This window comes from Acidocella sp. MX-AZ03, assembly GCF_027626035.1.
Classification (GTDB): Bacteria; Pseudomonadota; Alphaproteobacteria; order Acetobacterales; family Acetobacteraceae; genus Acidocella; species Acidocella facilis.
Genome location: NZ_CP110774.1, coordinates 2487634 through 2504267, shown reverse-complemented (window position 1 = coordinate 2504267; position 16634 = coordinate 2487634). Strand labels below are relative to the sequence as shown.

Genomic DNA, 16634 nt, shown 5'->3' with positions numbered 1-16634 from the left:
CTATTCATTCGCGCGGGACCCGAAAAGTTTGCATGCAGATAATGAAAGAATTTTGCTGATTCCGGCAGAAAAAAATCAAAATCTATTAGTCAAATATTTACTATTTTGGGCTTGATAAATTGACTTAATAAATAACGTCTCGTTAGTTCTTTGCCATGCCTCAGTTCAGGTGCAGCGATACGCCTTGGGCGGTCACCTCGGCGGAAAAGCGCCGGCCGCTTTTCGGGTTGGTCAGCAGAATCGTATCGCCGAGATGGCCGGGCTGGTCGGCCGTTGCATCCAGCGCCAGCTCCACCCCGCCGCTATAAACATGCACGCTCACCGTCTGCCCGGCTTTCACCAGCAAGGGCGTTTGCAGCACATCCTGGGTGATGACCATGCCGGCGGCGATCGACATCACCGCACTGTCACCCTCGATCTCGGTCGGATCGGTGAAGATTTGCCGGCCGGCGAAGGCCTGCACCGGCAAAGCGCGACGGACGAGATCCGCCGCGCCGAGCGTGGCGCCGGCGGCGATCGGCCGCGCCGCGACCACCACCTCCTCGCTCTGCGCCACGGTGACGGTGACATAGAGCGTCCAGCGCGCGGCGGGGCATTCCACCTTGGCCTGTTCATAAGGCGCCACCCCGCTGAGGCTGACCGTGAGCGGCGAAGCGCAGGCCGGCATGGCGCGCGCCCCGGCGGTGCTGCCGAGGCTGATCTGCGCCCCTGGCGGTGCCAAAGCCCGCGCGGCCTGCAGCACGGCCTGGCGCAATGACGCCTCGTCCTGCGTCGGGCCCGGGGCGGCGTGGCCGGCGCGCGGCAGGGCGAGCGCGATCCCGGCCAGACCCGCCAGACCCGCCAGCAGGGCGGCGCGTGTCACGCCGCCTGCTCCGCCGTGTTGGTCAGGCGGGCCATGGCGGGCGCGGCCCAGCCGGGCGGGGACTCCTCCAGCGCGGGCAGCGCCAGGGCGGCGGCGCGGGCCTTGGCGCCGGCGCGCAGCGTCCCCGGCAGGTCGCGCGTCGCCGCGCGCAAAGCGTTCAGCCAATCCCCCTTGCGGTTGGGCAGCGCCTGCGCGCCCAGCGTCTCCGGCATGTCCAGCCGCCGGTCCACCAGCAGCCGGCAGCCGGCGGCCGCGCCCAGCAGCAGGGGGTAATGGTCGTGATGCGTCTCCGACGCCACCGGGCGTAGCATGATCTGCGGCCCCACCGTGGCCAAAGCTTGCGCCCAGCTCTGCTCGTTGGCCTGCGCCCCCAGCCGCGCGAAGGCTTTCGGGTAAGGATGGTCCGGCCGCTCCACGATCACCCAGGAGATTTCCTCCAGCGTCGCTTCGATCAGCTCCTGCATCCAGAGCGGGGCGATACCCTCATCGATCCACAGCACGCGCGGATTGGTGTTGAGCCCGGTCCCGCTCTCGAAATGACGCCAGAAGCGCCGGGAGAGCGCCGGGCGCCAGAGCGTCACCGGGATCGGCGCCGGGGTCAGCTGGCGCAGATGCGCGACCAGCTGCGGCGAGGTGGCGTAAATCTCCCGCGCCGCCGCCAGGGCGGGTTGCGCCTCCGGCGCCGGCAGCGTGGTATAGAGGGCGGTATAATCAGGGCTGTAAGGCTGCGCCGGCTGCTGCGGATTGATCCGCACCCATGTGTGCGTGCCGCGCCGGCCGAGATCCGCCGCGCCGGGCAAGCCGGGGGCCCAATCCGCGTCCAGCCTCCCGGTATGGCGCAGGGCGCGGGCGGCGTTGAGCGCGGGCTCGGCGGGTTCGCCGGTCAGCAGCAGGCTGGCCGGGTCCGCCGGGCTGGCGCGCACCAGCCCGGTCTGCAATTCCGCCGCCAGCAGATCGCCATGCAGCGACAAGGCCGGGTGGTGATACGGATCCGCCCAGGGCAGCGCCCGCGCCGCGGCGCCGCCTTCGCGGAACCGGTGGGTGGCATCCGGCGCCTGCGTGCCGGCTGGCATCACCAGGCTGACATCCGGCGTCCAGACCAGGCGGTGCCCGGCGGCGCGCAGCTGGGCGCAGAGATCGATCCATAGCGCATCCCCTTCCAGCCCGGTCTCGACATGACAGGCGGCCAGCGCCGCGCGGCGCGCCAGCAGCCCGGGCGGGGTGATGGCGCTGGCCTCCTGGTCCACCAGCAGCCAGCCGCCGGGGCCCGGGTCCATCACCCCATGCCCCGCCCCCAGCCGGGCATCCGCGCCGATCACGATCGGCCCCAGCACCTCGCCTTGCCGCCCATCCGCGCTGGTCGGCGTGATCATCCGCGCCGCCACCGCCGCCACGCCGGGGTCGGCCAGCCGGGCGCGCAGCCCTTCCAGCCAGTACGGGGTGATCTCCAGCATCCGCGCATCCAGCACCGCCACCAGCTCGGTGGGTGCCAGCGCCAGCGCCTGGGCCAGCGCGGCGCCGGGGTTGTCGGCGAGGCTGGCCAGCACCTGGCCCTGCAGCTCGGCGCCGCGCCGCGCCACCTCGCCCAGGTAAGTCCCACCGGGCTCTCGCGTTCCGTGGCGACGAGGATCACCGGGCCGCTCAGCGCCGGGCCGGAGAACAGCCCGGTCATCCATTGGTCCAGCCGGGGAATCTCCACCCCGTCGCAGAGCATGATCAGGCTGGTGCCGGGGTCCTGGGTGAGACGGACATGGTGGAACAACCCCATATGCTGGCGGTTCTGCACCTCCGCCGCCAGCCCGGCGCCGGCCAGATGCGCGCTCAGCGCCTCGGCGGCGCGGGCGCAGAAAATCTGCGGCGCGATATCGTCGCGCTTTGCCCCGGGCTGACGGATGAAGATCGCTTCCGGCAGCCGCTCCACCCGCGCCCCGCGGGCCGCGAAGCGCAGCTGCACATCATATTCCTCGGCCCCGGCGCGGCGTTCGTCAAAGCCGCCGGCCGCCAGCAGCGCCTCCCCCTGGTACCAGACCCAGTCCCCCAGATAGGCCGCCTGGCGCAGCCGGGTGACATCCCAGCCCGGCTTCTGCCGGATCCAGGCGCCTTCCGCGCGCGGCACGATCTCGTCGGAATAGAGCAGATCCGCCTGGCTTTGCGCCGCCAGCAGCGCCATGCGCAGGCAGCCATCCGGGGTGATCATGTCGCCGGCATTCAGGATCGCGACATAATCCGCGCTCCGCGCCGCATCGTTGAGGGCGGCGCAGAGGGCGCGCGTCATCGCTTCCGGCGCGTCCGCGACGGTGATGGTTTCGATCCCCGGCAGGCTCAGCGCATCGGCGGCGAGCACCTTGATGAGTGCGGGCGGCGCCCATTGCGCGCGCAAGCTCTCCAGGCTCTGCGTCACCGCCGGCGCCTGCCCGGCGGGGGCGGCGAGCAGCACGGTCAGGCGCGGCAGTGCTCCAATTTGATTTTGGATCGCCAGCAGCCGGGCTTTCGCCGCTTCGTCCGTGCGTTCGCTGGGGCGGGGCATTGCGGTGACGTCGCGCGGCGCCTCCGCCGCCATCGCGGCGCCGCCGAAGGCCGGCAGCGCGCGCGCCCGGCTGGCCCCGATTTCGTTGAGAAACCCAACCAGGTCAGCGGTTTCCTCGGTCAGCTCATCCCACAGCCCCGGGTCGAAATGCCGCGCCTGGATCGCCGCCCATGTCGCCTCGACCAGCCGGCGCAGCGGCTGGCTCAGCCCCTCGCTCGGCAGGTTTTCCGAGCGGTTGAGCTGGCCGTTGAGATGCGCGCAGGCGGCCCGCAGGTCGCGCTTGAAAGTCAGCCCCAGCTCGGCGCCGATGCGGGGCAGCTGCGCCTGCGGGTCCGCCAGCAGCTCCTGATAGGTGAGCCAGGTGCGCGGCAGATGCCGGGCCTGGCGTTCCGCGTCCGTCGCGTAGCTGAGCCAGAGCAGCAGCGCATGGGCGCGGGTGAGGCCGTTCTTGCGCGCCTGGCTGGACGCCGCCGCCCAGGGGTCGCGGAAAATATGCACCACATGCGGGCTGTGCCCGGCCTGCCGGGCGGCGCGCTCATAAAGTGGCAAGGTCCGGCACAGATGCGGATGTTTCAGCCCCCAGAGCCGTTCGCGCGGGGGAAAGCGCCGGCGCAAAATCTCATCCAGCCGGGCGGTGAAGCTGGCCATGTCCGGCCGCTCCGCCCAGCCGGCGGGCAGGCTGCGCACATCCGTCCAATCCACGCCCAGCCGGTTGAAGAGATCGACATCGAGCTGGATCAGTTCCGGAATTTCATAGAAGCCAAGCGGGTTATGCTCGTTGGCATCGGCATCGTTGTAGAATTTGACGCCGGCCTTTTCCAGCGTGCCGGAAAGGGCCGAGGTGCCGCTGCGGTAATAGCCGACGATGAAGATCGCATCCGACATTTTGGGGACTCGCTTTCAGAGATAGCTGAACAGGCTCAGGCTTTGCGCGCTGGCGAAGCTTTTCATCGCCGCCTGCATGGCGGTCATCGTCTGTTCCAGCGTGGTGATGGCGGCGGGCATGTTGACTCCGGTGGCGCTGTTGACGGCTGCCTGCGCCGCGGTCTGCTGGGTGGTATCGCCGGTCGAGGCATTGGCGAGGGCTTGCAGCGTCACCCCGTTCTGTGCCTGCGCGGTGGTCACGGATTGCTGATATTGCGCCAGCGTGCCGAGGCTTTGATTCAGAATCTGCCGGGTTTGCGCCACCTGCGCCGGGGTGGAGGTGGTGCTGGCCAGGGTCGAGGCGATTTGTTGCAGCAGCGCGAAGGCGGTTTGCGGCCGCGCCGGCGCGATGGTGAAGCTGTCCCCGTTCGCCGGCTGGCCGGTGATCTCATAATTCACCCCGGCCAGCTGCAGGCTGGTCTGGCCGGTGCCGTTGCTGACCAGCGTGCCGGTGGCCAAGCTGCTGCCGCCCTGCGTCGCGCTATAGGTGGTGGCGCCCGTCGCGGAGACGGCGAAGCTGACCGTGATCGAGGCGCTGCCCTGCTGGAAGGCGTTGGCGGCGCCGGCATTCACCAGCCCTTGCTGCAGGATCTCCCCGGTGCCGGTATTGGCGCTGGCGGCACTGACATACGAGATGCCGTCCCCGCTCAAGGCGGAGGTGAAAACCTGGCCATTGACCAGCGTGTTCGCCGTCTGCCCGGTGCTGATGCTGGCCTGACTCTGCCCGCCATCGCCGTAATAGGAGATGGTGCCGCTGGCATTGGGCTGGAACGGGGCCAGCGTGCTGCGCGAGCCGCCGAACAGATAATTCCCGTTCGGCCCGACACTATTGCCCAGCGCCAGCAATTGCAGCCCGGCACTTTGCACCTGCGAGGCCAGCGCCCCGAGATTCTGTGTGCTGGTGCTGCCGTTCAGCGCCTGCAGCATGATCGATTGCACATTATCCAGCAGCGTGTTGGTGGCGCTGTAAGCGTTGTTGGCGGCGCCGAGCTGGGTCTGGATCGAGGCCTGGGCGGTATTGTCGTTATTGAGCCGGCTGATCTGATCCGTGGCCAGCGCCGCGGTTTCATAGGCGGCCGGATTCTGTGAGGGCGTCTGCACCGCCTGGCCGGTGGAAATCTGCTGCTGCAGCGTGTTTATCTGCGCTTCCTGGGCGCTCAGATTGGCGATGAAATTGCTGTAGAAGGCGGTATTCATGGCGGATTCCCTTCAGATCAACGGGGCGGCGGGGCGGTGGGGCTGGTTGCGCGCGGCGCGCTCCAGGGCGGCGCGCAGCGCCTGGGCGCGGCTTTGGTCGAGCCGCGCGCGCAGCCGCTCGCGCTTGGCGCGGTGGATGGCCAGCGCGGTGGCGGCCTCGTTCACCCGCTCCCGCGCCGTGGCGAGGCTGGCGGCCAGCTGCAGCGCGGCATCCTGGGCGCGCAGGCTGAACAGCCCGGCGCGCTGCGCCTCGGCGGCGGCGATCACGGCGCCGTCCCGCCAGCCCGCCGTCAGCCGCGCCTGATAGGCCGCCAGCACCTGGCTTTGCCCTTCCAGATGCCGCATCGCGTGCAGGGCCTGGCTCAGCGCCGTCTCCAGGGCGCGCTCCTCGGCGGCGGCCAGCAGATCCAGCTTTTCCAGCGTGCCGAGCTTCATGGCGCCTCTCCGAACACGGCGCGCAGCCGCGCCAGCGCCTCATCCAACCCGACCGGCATTTCCGCCTCCTGGCGCAGCAGCGCTTCCATCGCCGGGGCGCGCTGCAACGCTTCGTCCAGCAGCGCGTCGCGTCCGGGCGCATAGACACCGAGATCGATAATGTCCTGCTTTTCCGCCTTTCGTGCCCACAGCCCGCGAAACCGCGCGGCGAGGCGCAGATGCTCGGGCGAAACCAGGCCCGGCATCGGCCGCGAGAGCGAGGCGGCAACATCGATGGGCGGATAGATCGCCGCCTCCGCCATGGCGCGGGAGAGCACGATATGCCCATCCAGGATCGCCCGCGCGGTATCCGCCACCGGATCGCCGACATGGTCGTCCCCCTCCACCAGCACGGTATGGATGGCGGTGATCGAGCCCTGGCCCGGCCCGCCGGTGCCGGCGCGCTCCGCATAGGCGGAGAGGGCGCCGAACACCGAGGGCGGATAGCCGCGCGTGGCCGGCGGCTCGCCCGCCGCCAGGCCGATTTCGCGCAGCGCCATCGCCAGCCGGGTCAGGCTGTCCACCAGCAGCAGCACATGCTGGCCCTGGGCCCGCAACGACTCGGCAATGGCGGCGGCGCGAAACGCGCCATGGGCGCGGGCCAAAGCGGTATCATCCGCCGGAGAGGCGATGACGACGCTGCGCGCCAGCGCCTCGCCCAGATGATCCTCGATGAATTCCCGGATTTCCCGGCCGCGCTCGCCGATCATCGCCAGCACCACCGCATCCGCGCGCGCATGCCGGGCGATCATCCCCAGCAACGTGGTTTTGCCCACGCCCGAGCCCGCAAACAGCCCGATGCGCATGCCCCGCCCGAGCGTGGTCAGCGCGTTGAGGGTGGCCACCCCGGTATCGAACGGGGTTTCGATCCGCGCGCGCTGCATCGGGTTGATGGTCTGGCCGCGCATCGGCCAGGGTGTTTCCAGCAGCGGCGGCGCCGTGCCATCCAAAGGCTGGCCGCGCGCATCCAGTATCCGGCCGAGCAAAGCCGGCCCGGTCATCACCGCCAGCGGCCCCGCCTCCACCCGCGCGCGGGCGCCGCGCAGAATGCCGCGCGGCCCCTGCTCGGCCATCGCCAGCAGGCTGTCGCGGTCAAAGCCGATAATTTCCGCGCTCGCCTCGCCATCTTGCTGCTCGATCAGGCAACGCGCCCCCACCGGCGCTTCCAGCCCGCCCAGCCGCAGCACCTCGCCGCTGGCCTGCAGCACCCGGCCATAGCGATGGATGGTGGGCTGCGCCAAGGCATGGCGCAGCCGCGCCTGGGTGCGCTCCCGGATGCTGTCCAGCGCGATCATGCGCCCGCCTCGCCCGGCAAGGCCAACGCCGCGCGCAAGGCCGTGAAGCGTTGTTCCAGCCGCGCATCCCACTGCGCGGCGGCCGCCCCGTCCTCGCCGACCAGCTCGGCCAGGGCGCCGCCGGGGGTGATGCTGGCATCCGCCACCAGCTCGGTCCCGGCGGCTTCAGGGAGGTTGGCCACCCCGTCGAAATCCAAAGGGTTGAGCCGCAGCCGCAATTTTTGCCCCGGCGCCATGCCGGCGGCGGCCTCCCGCAGCAAGCTTTCGACCAGCCCGGCCAGCTCGGCGCGCGCCTGGCCGCTTTCCCCGCCGGCGATATGGCGGGCGAGCAGAAACCCCATTTCCAGCACCAGCCCGGCCAGCTCCTGCTCTTTCTGCGCCAAGGGCGCCGCCAGCTGCGCCCCGGCCTGGTGCAAGGCGGCCAAGGCCTGGGCCAGCTGCGCGCGCTCGGCCGCCAGCGCCGCCTGCGCCTCTGCCAGCCCCGCCGCCTTGGCTTCGGCCAGGGCGCCCTCCCGCAGCTTGGCGATCTCTTGCCGCACCCGGCGCTGCAGCTCCGCCTCCTGGGCCGCGCGGTCCGCCGTTTCCTGCGCCAGCACGGTCTGTATGAAGGCCGCCTTGCGCGCGCGTGAGGGCACCACGAAGCTCATGGATCAGCCCCGCCCTGGTCGGGGCCGCGCGCATCGGCGATCAACAGCCTCAGCCCTTGGCCGGTCAGTTTCAGCAGCGGGCCGAGCAGCGCCAGACCCGCGCGGGTCAGCAGCGCCACCGCCAGCGCCCCAGCCCCCACGCGCCGACCAGCCCGGGATTGGCGAAGCTTCCCGGCTCATGCGTCGCCGCCCAAGAGGTCATCGCCGCCAGGCTGAGCCAGATCGGGCTGAACAGCTTGCTGGCTTTCGGGGGTTTCGCTTTGGCCATGGGCTTTACCCTTTGCCCGCGCCGGGAGCCGGGCCGGCGCCGGGAATGGTGCCGAGGCTGGGCGCGGCGCCGGTATCGCCGGCCGGGTCCGGCGCATGCACCACCACCACCACGCGCCGGTTCTGCGCGCGCCCGGCATCGTTCGCATTGCTGGCCACCGGCGAGAACTCGCCGAACCCCTCCGCCGCCAGCGCGTTGCCCGGCACGCCATTGGCGGCGAACAGCGACACCACGGCGACCGCGCGCTCCGCCGAGAGCGACCAGTTGGAGGGAAACTGCGCCGTGGAGATCGGCTGGTTATCCGTATAGCCCTCGACGGTGACGCGGAATCCAGGAGGCAGATGGGTCAGCCCGGTGCCGACCTTGGCCAACAGGCTGGCGGCGGCGGGCTTCAGCGTCGCGGCGCCGGAATCGAACAGCACCGAGGCATCGAGCTGGATGGTCAGCGTCAGCGGCGTGCTGGTCATGCTGACCTCATGCGCATCCGTCATCGGCTGAAAGACCTTTTGCAATTGCATTTGCAGCGCCTGCAGGGCTTTCATTTCTGCATCGAGCTGCTTGGTCATGCTCTGCGGCAGTTTCGTGGCGGCGCGTGGCGGTGCCTCGATCCTTTGCGGAATCGGCGAGACATTATGCTGCAACACCCCGCGCGACCCCGAGGGCGGCTCCACGATCGCCGGTGGATTGCCATGAAATGCCTGGATGAAGGCCATGGCGATCTCGTCTTCCTTGTGATGATTGCGGGTGGAGGAGGCATAGAGCACCACGAAGGTCGCCAGTAGCAGCGTCACCAGATCCGCATAGGAGATCACCCAGCGCTCGTGATTGGCGTGGCCTTCCTCTTTCTTCTTTTTCGGGGCAGCAGCGCCATGGTCAGGCCGCCTGCGAGGCGCCGTCCGGCGCCGCTTCCGTGGTCTCGTCTTTCGCCTTGGCCTTGCTTTTCTCCTCATGGAGGAAATTCTTCAGCGTCTGGCGAATGATGATGCCGGGCTTGCCCTCCGCCAGCAGGATGAACCCTTGAATGACGACCACACGCTCCTGCGCCAGCTCCTTGCTGATCGCCTTCAGCCGCGCCCCCAGCGGCAGCGCGATCAGATTGGCGAAGCCGACACCATAGACGGTGGCGATAAAGGCGGTGGCGATGCCAGCGCCCAGCAACTCCGGATGGTTCAGCTCCATCATCACATGGATCAGCCCCATCACCGCGCCCATGACGCCGACAGTGGGGGAATAGCCGCCGATCGCCTCCCAGAAATGCCCAGGCAGTTCCTGGGCATGATCCTTCTGCTCGGCGGCGGCGGTCAGCATCGCGGCGAATTCCTCGGGCGGGGTGTTGTCCACGATCATCTGTAGGCCCTGGCGCTGAAAATCGTCGGCGATGTTCGGAATTTCCGCCTCCAGCGCCAGCGTGCCGGCGGCGCGGGCCTTGGCCGACCATTCCGCCACCTGTTCGATATAAGCGTGCAGATCGATCCGCGGCGGCTTGGCAATCCACATCACCGCCTTGAAACATTTTCCGAACGCGCCAAAGCCGAATTGCAGCGCGCAGGCGGACGCGGAGCCGCACATCACGATGATGAAGGCGGTGAGATTGAGCAGCGAGCCGATCGGCACATGATCCGACAGCGCGCCACCAACGACGACGAGAATGCCGAGAAACAGCGTGACGAGGTTGATCAAGGCATGGTCTCTCCGCTTTGAGCCGCATTCATGTGGGTGCCCAGCAGCTCCAGCGCGCGCTTGCGCAGCCGCGAGGCATAGCCCTCGCTGATATCCAACACCGCCGCGATTTCCCGATTATTAAGGTCGTTGTAAAAATGCAGCGCCAGGATGCGATATTCCAATTCCGGTAAGGTTTTCAGCGCCGCCACCAGCAGCGTGTAATTGTCGGTCCGCGCGAGCAGGGAGAGCGGGTCCACCTGGCCGTAGGAATCCTCCTGCACGGTGTTTTCCATCACCTCCGGCGCCAGCACCGCCTCGTCGCGCCGGCGCGCCCCTTCGCGGCGCAGCCCATCGATCATCGCGCCTTTGATCCGCCGCGACGCGAAAGCCTGAAACGCCACGCCATGCGACGGATCGAAGCGCTGCGAGGCTTCCATCATCCCCACCGCGCCCCATTGCAGCATCTCGTCCAGATCCGCCCAGGGCATGCGGGCTTTCAGCAGCAGCGCCATGCGCTTGATCCAGTCGCCGTACAGTGAGGTCAGGGCTTTATGGTCGGGCGGGCTCTGGTCAGGCATGGGCGGGGGCGGGCTCCGCGGTATGCACCACCTGCAGCTTCATCGTTTCGGGAATTTCCTCCAGCGCGATCACCGGGATCACCCCGTTCAGGCATTTCGCCACGGCGCGGCGCATCGGCCCTTGCACCACCAGCACCGGCTTGGCGCCGCGCGCGCGCATCGCCTTCGCCGCCTGCTCCCCGGCCTGGCGCAGATGGGTGGCGATCTCCGCCTCCACCTCGCTTGCCCCCTCGCGCGCGCTGCGCAGGGATTTGCTCACCAGCTCCTCGAGCTTCGGCTGCAGCACCGCCACCCGCAAGGCCGGCTCCGGCCCGGTGAACTGGCTGACGATGAAACGCCCGATCCGCAACCGGACCGAGGCGAGCAATTTTTCCGGGTCCTTCTGGCCGCTATCGCTGCCTTCCACCAGGGCTTCGGCAATGCGCTCGAAATCGCGCACCGGCACCTCTTCGGCGAGCAGCCCCTGGCAGACCTGGCGGACCAGCCCGACGGACAGCCCCGCCCGCAAATCCTCAGCCAGGCGCGGCGTGGTTTCCGCCAGCCTGGTCATCAGCCCTTCCACCTGCGGGCGGCCCAGCAGCTCGGCGCCATAGCGCTTCAGCACCTCGGCGAAATGGGTGGCGATGGCGCTGGCCGCGTCCACCACCGTGTAGCCCAGCTCCTCCGCCTGCGGGATCGCACCATGCGGGATCCACACCGCATTCTGGCCGAAGGCCGGGTCCTTCACCGCGCGGCCGGTGGTGAGTTTCTCCACCACCATCGGGCCTTCAATGGCGAGCCACTGGCTGGGCCAGGCCTCGCCGCCGGCAATCGCCGCGCCGCGCAATGTGAAGCGATAGCTATGCGCCGGCAGCTCGGCGGAATCACGAATATGCACGGCGGGCACCAGAAACCCCATGGCGCGGCCATAACGCTGGCGCACGGCGGTGAGCCGGCCGAGCAGCTTGCCCTCGCCCGCCCCCACCATCGGCGCCAGGGCAAAGCCGATATTCATGCCCAGCGGGTCAACGCCGGAGACATCGGTGAGGCTGTCCGGCTTGACCTCCGGCTTGGCATCCTCGCTCTGCTTGGCGCCGGGCTGGTCGGCGGCGTCGTCCGGCGTGGCGCGGGAGAGCCGCCAGGCGGCGAGCCCCAGCGCGCCGCCCAGCAGCAGAAACGGGATATGCGCCATTTGCGGCACCAGCCCGATCGCCGTGGTGATCACCGCCGCGATCGCCAGCGCCTGCGGATATTTCGACAGCTGGGATTTGATCTGCCCGCCAATATCCTCGCCGGTGGCGACACGGGTGACGACCAGACCGGCGGCGACCGAGATGGTGAGCGAGGGGATCTGCGCCGCCAGCCCATCGCCCACGGTCAGCAGCGTGTAGGTGCGCGCGGCATCGCCGATCGGCAGCCCATATTGCAGCGTGCCGATGACCAGCCCGCCCAGCATGTTGATGACCAGGATGATCATCGCCGCCACCACATCGCCGCGCACGAATTTCGAGGCGCCGTCCATGGCACCGAAAAAATCCGCCTCCCGGCGGAGCATGTCGCGCCGGCGCTCGGCCGCTTGCGCGGAGAGGATGCCGGCATTGATCTCGGCATCGATCGCCATCTGCCGCCCGGGCAGACTATCCAGCATGAAACGCGCCGAAACCTCCGCCACGCGCGAGGCGCCCTTGGTGACGACGACGAAATTGATGATGATGAGAATGGCGAAGATGATGCCGCCGACGACATAATTGCCGCCGACCGCGAATTGCCCGAAGGCCTCGATCACATGCCCCGCCGCCCCCGGCCCGGTATAGCCGTTGAGCAGAATCGCCCGCGCGGTGGCGACATTCAGCGCCAGCCGCATCAGCGTGGTGGCGAGCAGGATGGAGGGAAAGGAGGAAAACTCCGCCGGCGAGCCGATATAGAGCGAGGCCCCGAGAATCACCAACCCCGCTGAAATATTCAGCGCGAACAGAAACGAGATCGCGGCCGGCGGCAGCGGCGCCGCGAGCATTACCAGCACCATCAGAATGATGGCGGGGCCGGAGAGCTGGCTCGGGCTCAACAGCCCGGGGCGCGGCGCGGCGCTGGCGTCAGCCATGCAGCAATCCCGGAATCGCGTGGAACAAAGCGGTGCTGTAGCGTTCGATGCCACCCAGCATCAGCGTGCCGCCGGCGCTGATCAGCGCCGCCAGCCCGCCCAGCTTCAACACGAACGGGATCGAGGCTTCGCGCACCTGGGTCGCGGTTTGCACCAGCCCGACCGCCAGCCCGATGACCAGCATCAGCAGCAGCACCGGCCCGGCCAGTTCCGCGAAGGCCAGCCAGGCGCCGCTATTCACGCTGGCCGCACTCATGGCGCCGGCTCCTCCTCCGCGGGCACGTCCTCGGTCAGGGCGGTCACGCGCACGCCGTAGCGGTCATTCGCCACAGCCACCACCTCGCCATAAGCGAGCTTCTGGCCGTTCGCGTAAATCGCCAAAGGTTCGCCGATCATCTGGTCCAGCTGCAAAATCTGCCCGTGGCGCAGCGCGCGCAGATCCTTCACGGTGATGTGGGTGCGGCCGAGTTCCACCGTTACCGCCACCTGCACCCGGTCCAGCACCGCCTTGGCGGTAATCGCCGGCGCGCCGCCGGCGCGCGCCTGCAGCCGTTCCAACTCCACCCGCTCGGTCTCGACGAGTTTCTCCGCCCCGGTGACGCGTTCTGTCTGCTCGCTCATTTCACTCTCCTCCTCATCTGATTCGGCGCGCACCCGGCAGCAGACATAACCGTCCTGCTGGCCGTAATCGGCCAGGAACAGATCCACCCCGCCGGAGACCGCCACCGCATGCGGCCACAGCGTGAAGGGCAGCACGTCGCCCGCCTGCAGCGCCTGAAACACCGCCAGCGGCACCTCCGCCCGGGCCAGCTCGAAGCTCAGCGCCAGCCTGGTGGTATCGGCCAGCAGCTCGATGCCGCTGGTCCAGTTCTGGTCCGGTCCGCGCCCGCCCAGCAGGCCGGACTGGGTGGCGATTTTCGCCTCCAGCGTTTCGAAGGCGGAGTAGGGGACGATGACGCGGATGGTGCCCGACCCCAGCTCGGTCTCGAAAATGCCGGTGACGGCGATCATCCAATCCTGCCCATCGGCGATGGCGAGCATGCCGGTGGCGTTCTCATAAGCCAGGGCCTCCAGCTGCATCGGCACCACCGGCGCGAAGGTGTCGGTGATGGTGGCGAAGGCGAGGTCGATCATTTGCTTGCCCACGCGCGTCTCCAGCGCGGAAAGCTCGTAACGCTCGAACGGATGCGCGGCGGTGGCGCCGCACATCGCATCCACCATCGCGCCGATCAGATCGCCATCGATCGCCAGCAGCATCCGCCCGCGCAACGGGGTGAGTTCGGAGATGCCCGCCAGCATCACCTCCGGCAAAGCGGACATGGCGGATTCATGCGAGATCACATTCTGGATGCAGGAGAGAACCTGCACCGAATGGCGCATGCGCTGGAACAAAGCGAAGGCGATCTGGCGCATGAACCGGTCCGCCAGCGTCTCCATGAGAATGGAGCGCAGCAGCGGGGCACGCATCGGGTCGAGCAGATCGAGCAGCTCGACATCGGCGTTTTCGTCAAGCATAGGCGCTCAGGCCGCTCGCCGGCGGGTTGTCGCTGCTGGGCTGCGGGGCGCTGGCCTGCTGTTGCGGGGCGCGTTGCTGGTGCTGCCCGCTCTGCCCGCCGCTTTGCGCGAATTGGCCGCCCACCTGCGCCTGGCCCAGCGTGAGGCCGGATTGCGCCATGGCGCCGGACAGGCCGGGCAGGGCGGATTGCAGCGCCTGCGCCGCATCCGCGGTGCTGGGCACGAACAGTAAATTCACCTGCCCCTGCGCCCCCAGCCCGACCTGCACGGAGAGATGGCCAAGCCCTGGCGGATCCAGCCGCAGCACCGCGCCGCTTTGCCCGGCCTGGTGCAGGGCGGTGACGGTGGCGGCCAGGGCGGTGGCGCTGCCGGCGGCCAGAACCGGGCTGGCGCTGGCGTGGCTGGTGGTTGCCGCCATGATGTTTGCTGCCATAGTGGCGGGCTGGATGCCGGGGGCGGCCATTGGCAGGGCGGAGGCAGGCCCCAAGACGCTGTTGCTGGACGCGGAGGCGGCATTTTGCGCGTGCGGGGCGGGGCTGGTGATGGCAGCCGTGGCGGCCGCCTCCCTGACCGCCAGCAAGGCGGCCGTGCTCGCCGGGGCAGAGCCAGGCGCGGACGCGGAGGCCGCGCCAGGACCGGATTTTGCTGGACCTGATTTTGCTGGTGCGGCGCTGGCGGCGCGGGGCGTCACGGCGGAAGGCACGGGACCGGGCGTGCCAGAGCCAGGCCGCGGGGCAGCCGGTGCAATGTTTTTTGCCGTGGTCGCGTCGCCGGTGGCGGCTGGCGCGAGGCTGGCGCCCGGCGCCTTCGCGGCCGGCTTGGCGTCCTTGCCGTCGCTGATGAGGGGAGGCGCGCTCGCGCTGGCCATAACGGGCGAGGCCGCCCCGCCGTCCCCTTGCGCGGGGGGCTCAGCCGAAGCGGCTTTGGCGCTCATGCCGGTGCCGATGCTGGCGCTGGTGCTGGTATGGAGGCCGACGCCGGCGATGGCCTTGGCGCTGCCCTTCCCGCTGGCCGGTTCATCCGTGCTGGAGGGCTGTACGCCATGCCGCGTATCAATCGCGGCGGCTTTGTCCGGCAGTCCGATGGCGGCCGGTTCATCCATGCTGGAGGGCGTCACGCCATGTCGCGTACCGATCGCGCTTGTGCTGTCCTGCGGGCCGGTGGCGGGTGCCACGGCGGCGGATGGCTGCTGCGTCGCTGGATCAGCCAGCGGGATTGTGAGCGGCGCCACCGCATCCTGGCGCGCCGCTTTCCGGGGGCTTGGCGGGCTGGCCTCGCTCGCCGCCTGCGCGTCTTGCGGCGCGCGCGCGCGCGCGGCTTTGGGCTTGGCAGGCGCGGCGTTGGCGGCCGGGAGGGGCAGAGCGGCGCGGGGCAGCGCGGGCGTGGCAGCGGCGTTGCTGGGCGCGGCGGCGTCGGACGCGGCGGCGTCGGGCGCGCCGGTGCCCGCTGACGGTGCCTCCATGTCCTGCTGCGCCGCCTGCAGGCTCTGCGCCCAGGCCGCTTGATCCGCCACCCCCGGGCTGTTGGGGGGGGCGCGCTCGCCTTCGTCATCGAGATCGGCGTGGCCATCGGCATCACAGCATCGCCCATCACACCATCTCCTCGGTGGCGCTGATGGTGATGCGCCCCTCGGCGGCCAGGCGCAGCGCTGCATCGACGATCTCGCTCTGCGCCGCCAGCGCGTCCGAACGGCGGATCGGCGGGCCGCCGCTCAGCTCCTCCTTCAGCACCTCGGTCTGCCGCGCGGAGAGATTGGTGAAGAACCGGTCGCGCAGATCCTGCTCGACCAGCCGCAGCGCCGGGGCCAGCTTGTCCGCCGGCACCTCGCGCAGCAGCAGCTGCAGATTGCGGTCGGTCAGCTTGCCGAGATCGACGAAGGTGAAGAGATTTTCGCGGATCTTCTCGGCGGTCTTGCTGTCGCGCTGGTCGATCGCGGCGAGCACGGTGTCGGACATGGCCGAGGGGAAATGGTTGAGAATCTCCGCCGTCTGCTTCGCGCCGCCGAGATTGGTGACGCGCCGCCCGCCGGTGCCGGTCTGCATCGCCAGCTCCTCCAGCATGTCCCGCAGCTCCTTCACCACGCTGGGCGAGACGACATCGAGATTGGAAAACCGATACAGCGCCTCCGCCGCCAGCGGCTCGGGCAGGTAGGTCAGCAGATTGGCCCCCATATCATGCGGAATATGCGCCAGCAGCAGCGCGATGGTCTGCGGCCGCTCATGCATCATCTGCATCGCCAGCGTCCGGGCATCGGTATTTGGCGGCAGCTGGAAGCTGGAGCGCCGGTCATTGCGGCGCAGCCGGTCCAGAATCTCCTTCGCCTGCGGTTCGCCCAGCGCATTCACCAGCACTCGGCTGAGAAATTTGATGCTGTCGCCGCCGATGCTGGTGATGCCGAGATCCGAGGCGAAGGACAGCATGATGTCCTCGCGGAGCTGCGCATTGACGCCTTTGAGATTAGACATCGCCACCGAAATTCGGCCGACGGTCAGCTCGTCCATCTCCTTCATCACCGCGGCGGCGGTTTCCTCGCCCAGCTCGCGCAGCACCAGCGCGGCGCGCTCAGGCCCGGTCAAACCGTTGGACAATGCAAGATCCGTGCTTT

Annotated in this window: 16 protein-coding genes; all 16 read right to left on the bottom strand. The window is 69.1% G+C overall.

Annotation, left to right across the window (positions count from 1 at the left end):
• Positions 1-160: 160 nt before the first annotated feature.
• The 16 genes from flgA to GT370_RS13845 all read right to left on the bottom strand — a co-directional run bounded on the left by flgA (position 161) and on the right by GT370_RS13845 (position 16617).
• Complete coding sequence (gene flgA / locus GT370_RS13920) at positions 161-862, bottom strand: flagellar basal body P-ring formation chaperone FlgA (RefSeq protein ID WP_270183247.1); 702 nt, start codon at positions 860-862, stop codon at positions 161-163.
• A 1369-nt stretch (positions 863-2231) separates the two neighbouring features.
• On the bottom strand, positions 2232-4274 hold the full coding sequence (locus tag GT370_RS13915) for a sulfotransferase (RefSeq protein ID WP_270183246.1): 2043 nt from the start codon (positions 4272-4274) through the stop codon (positions 2232-2234).
• A gap of 15 nt (positions 4275-4289) precedes the next feature.
• Entirely contained in the window at positions 4290-5510 is a 1221-nt protein-coding gene (gene flgL, locus GT370_RS13910; protein WP_008494025.1) for a flagellar hook-associated protein FlgL, read from the bottom strand.
• A 12-nt stretch (positions 5511-5522) separates the two neighbouring features.
• Positions 5523-5945: a hypothetical protein gene (locus GT370_RS13905; RefSeq protein ID WP_270183245.1), complete on the bottom strand. Its 423-nt coding sequence runs from the start codon at positions 5943-5945 to the stop codon at positions 5523-5525.
• A complete protein-coding gene (locus tag GT370_RS13900) occupies positions 5942-7279 on the bottom strand; it encodes a FliI/YscN family ATPase (protein WP_270183244.1) in 1338 nt (445 codons plus the stop codon). The genes GT370_RS13905 and GT370_RS13900 overlap by 4 nt, the downstream gene beginning before the upstream one ends.
• Positions 7276-7926 (bottom strand): FliH/SctL family protein, encoded by a 651-nt coding sequence (locus GT370_RS13895; RefSeq protein ID WP_234730552.1) that lies wholly within the window; start codon positions 7924-7926, stop codon positions 7276-7278. The genes GT370_RS13900 and GT370_RS13895 overlap by 4 nt, the downstream gene beginning before the upstream one ends.
• Positions 7923-8045 carry a hypothetical protein gene (locus GT370_RS13890; RefSeq protein WP_270183243.1) on the bottom strand — a complete coding sequence of 41 codons (123 nt, stop codon included), beginning with the start codon at positions 8043-8045 and terminating at the stop codon, positions 7923-7925. Before GT370_RS13890 ends, GT370_RS13895 begins: the two co-directional genes overlap by 4 nt.
• Positions 8033-8194 carry a hypothetical protein gene (locus tag GT370_RS13885; RefSeq protein ID WP_270183242.1) on the bottom strand — a complete coding sequence of 54 codons (162 nt, stop codon included), beginning with the start codon at positions 8192-8194 and terminating at the stop codon, positions 8033-8035. The genes GT370_RS13890 and GT370_RS13885 overlap by 13 nt, the downstream gene beginning before the upstream one ends.
• Positions 8195-8199: 5 nt before the next feature.
• Positions 8200-9144 (bottom strand): flagellar motor protein MotB, encoded by a 945-nt coding sequence (locus GT370_RS13880; RefSeq protein ID WP_270183241.1) that lies wholly within the window; start codon positions 9142-9144, stop codon positions 8200-8202.
• Positions 9068-9874 carry a flagellar motor protein gene (locus GT370_RS13875; RefSeq protein ID WP_008494031.1) on the bottom strand — a complete coding sequence of 269 codons (807 nt, stop codon included), beginning with the start codon at positions 9872-9874 and terminating at the stop codon, positions 9068-9070. The genes GT370_RS13880 and GT370_RS13875 overlap by 77 nt, the downstream gene beginning before the upstream one ends.
• Entirely contained in the window at positions 9871-10434 is a 564-nt protein-coding gene (locus GT370_RS13870; protein WP_008494032.1) for a sigma-70 family RNA polymerase sigma factor, read from the bottom strand. The genes GT370_RS13875 and GT370_RS13870 overlap by 4 nt, the downstream gene beginning before the upstream one ends.
• A complete protein-coding gene (locus GT370_RS13865; protein ID WP_008494033.1) occupies positions 10427-12514 on the bottom strand; it encodes a flagellar biosynthesis protein FlhA in 2088 nt (695 codons plus the stop codon). The genes GT370_RS13870 and GT370_RS13865 overlap by 8 nt, the downstream gene beginning before the upstream one ends.
• On the bottom strand, positions 12507-12770 hold the full coding sequence (locus GT370_RS13860; RefSeq protein ID WP_008494034.1) for a flagellar biosynthetic protein FliQ: 264 nt from the start codon (positions 12768-12770) through the stop codon (positions 12507-12509). Before GT370_RS13860 ends, GT370_RS13865 begins: the two co-directional genes overlap by 8 nt.
• Positions 12767-14029 (bottom strand): FliM/FliN family flagellar motor switch protein, encoded by a 1263-nt coding sequence (locus GT370_RS13855; protein WP_008494035.1) that lies wholly within the window; start codon positions 14027-14029, stop codon positions 12767-12769. The genes GT370_RS13860 and GT370_RS13855 overlap by 4 nt, the downstream gene beginning before the upstream one ends.
• Entirely contained in the window at positions 14022-15683 is a 1662-nt protein-coding gene (locus tag GT370_RS13850; RefSeq protein ID WP_270183240.1) for a flagellar hook-length control protein FliK, read from the bottom strand. The genes GT370_RS13855 and GT370_RS13850 overlap by 8 nt, the downstream gene beginning before the upstream one ends.
• Positions 15619-16617, bottom strand: a complete 999-nt coding sequence (locus GT370_RS13845; RefSeq protein WP_008494039.1) for a flagellar motor switch protein FliG — start codon at positions 16615-16617, stop codon at positions 15619-15621. Before GT370_RS13845 ends, GT370_RS13850 begins: the two co-directional genes overlap by 65 nt.
• Between the last annotated feature and the right edge of the window lie 17 nt (positions 16618-16634).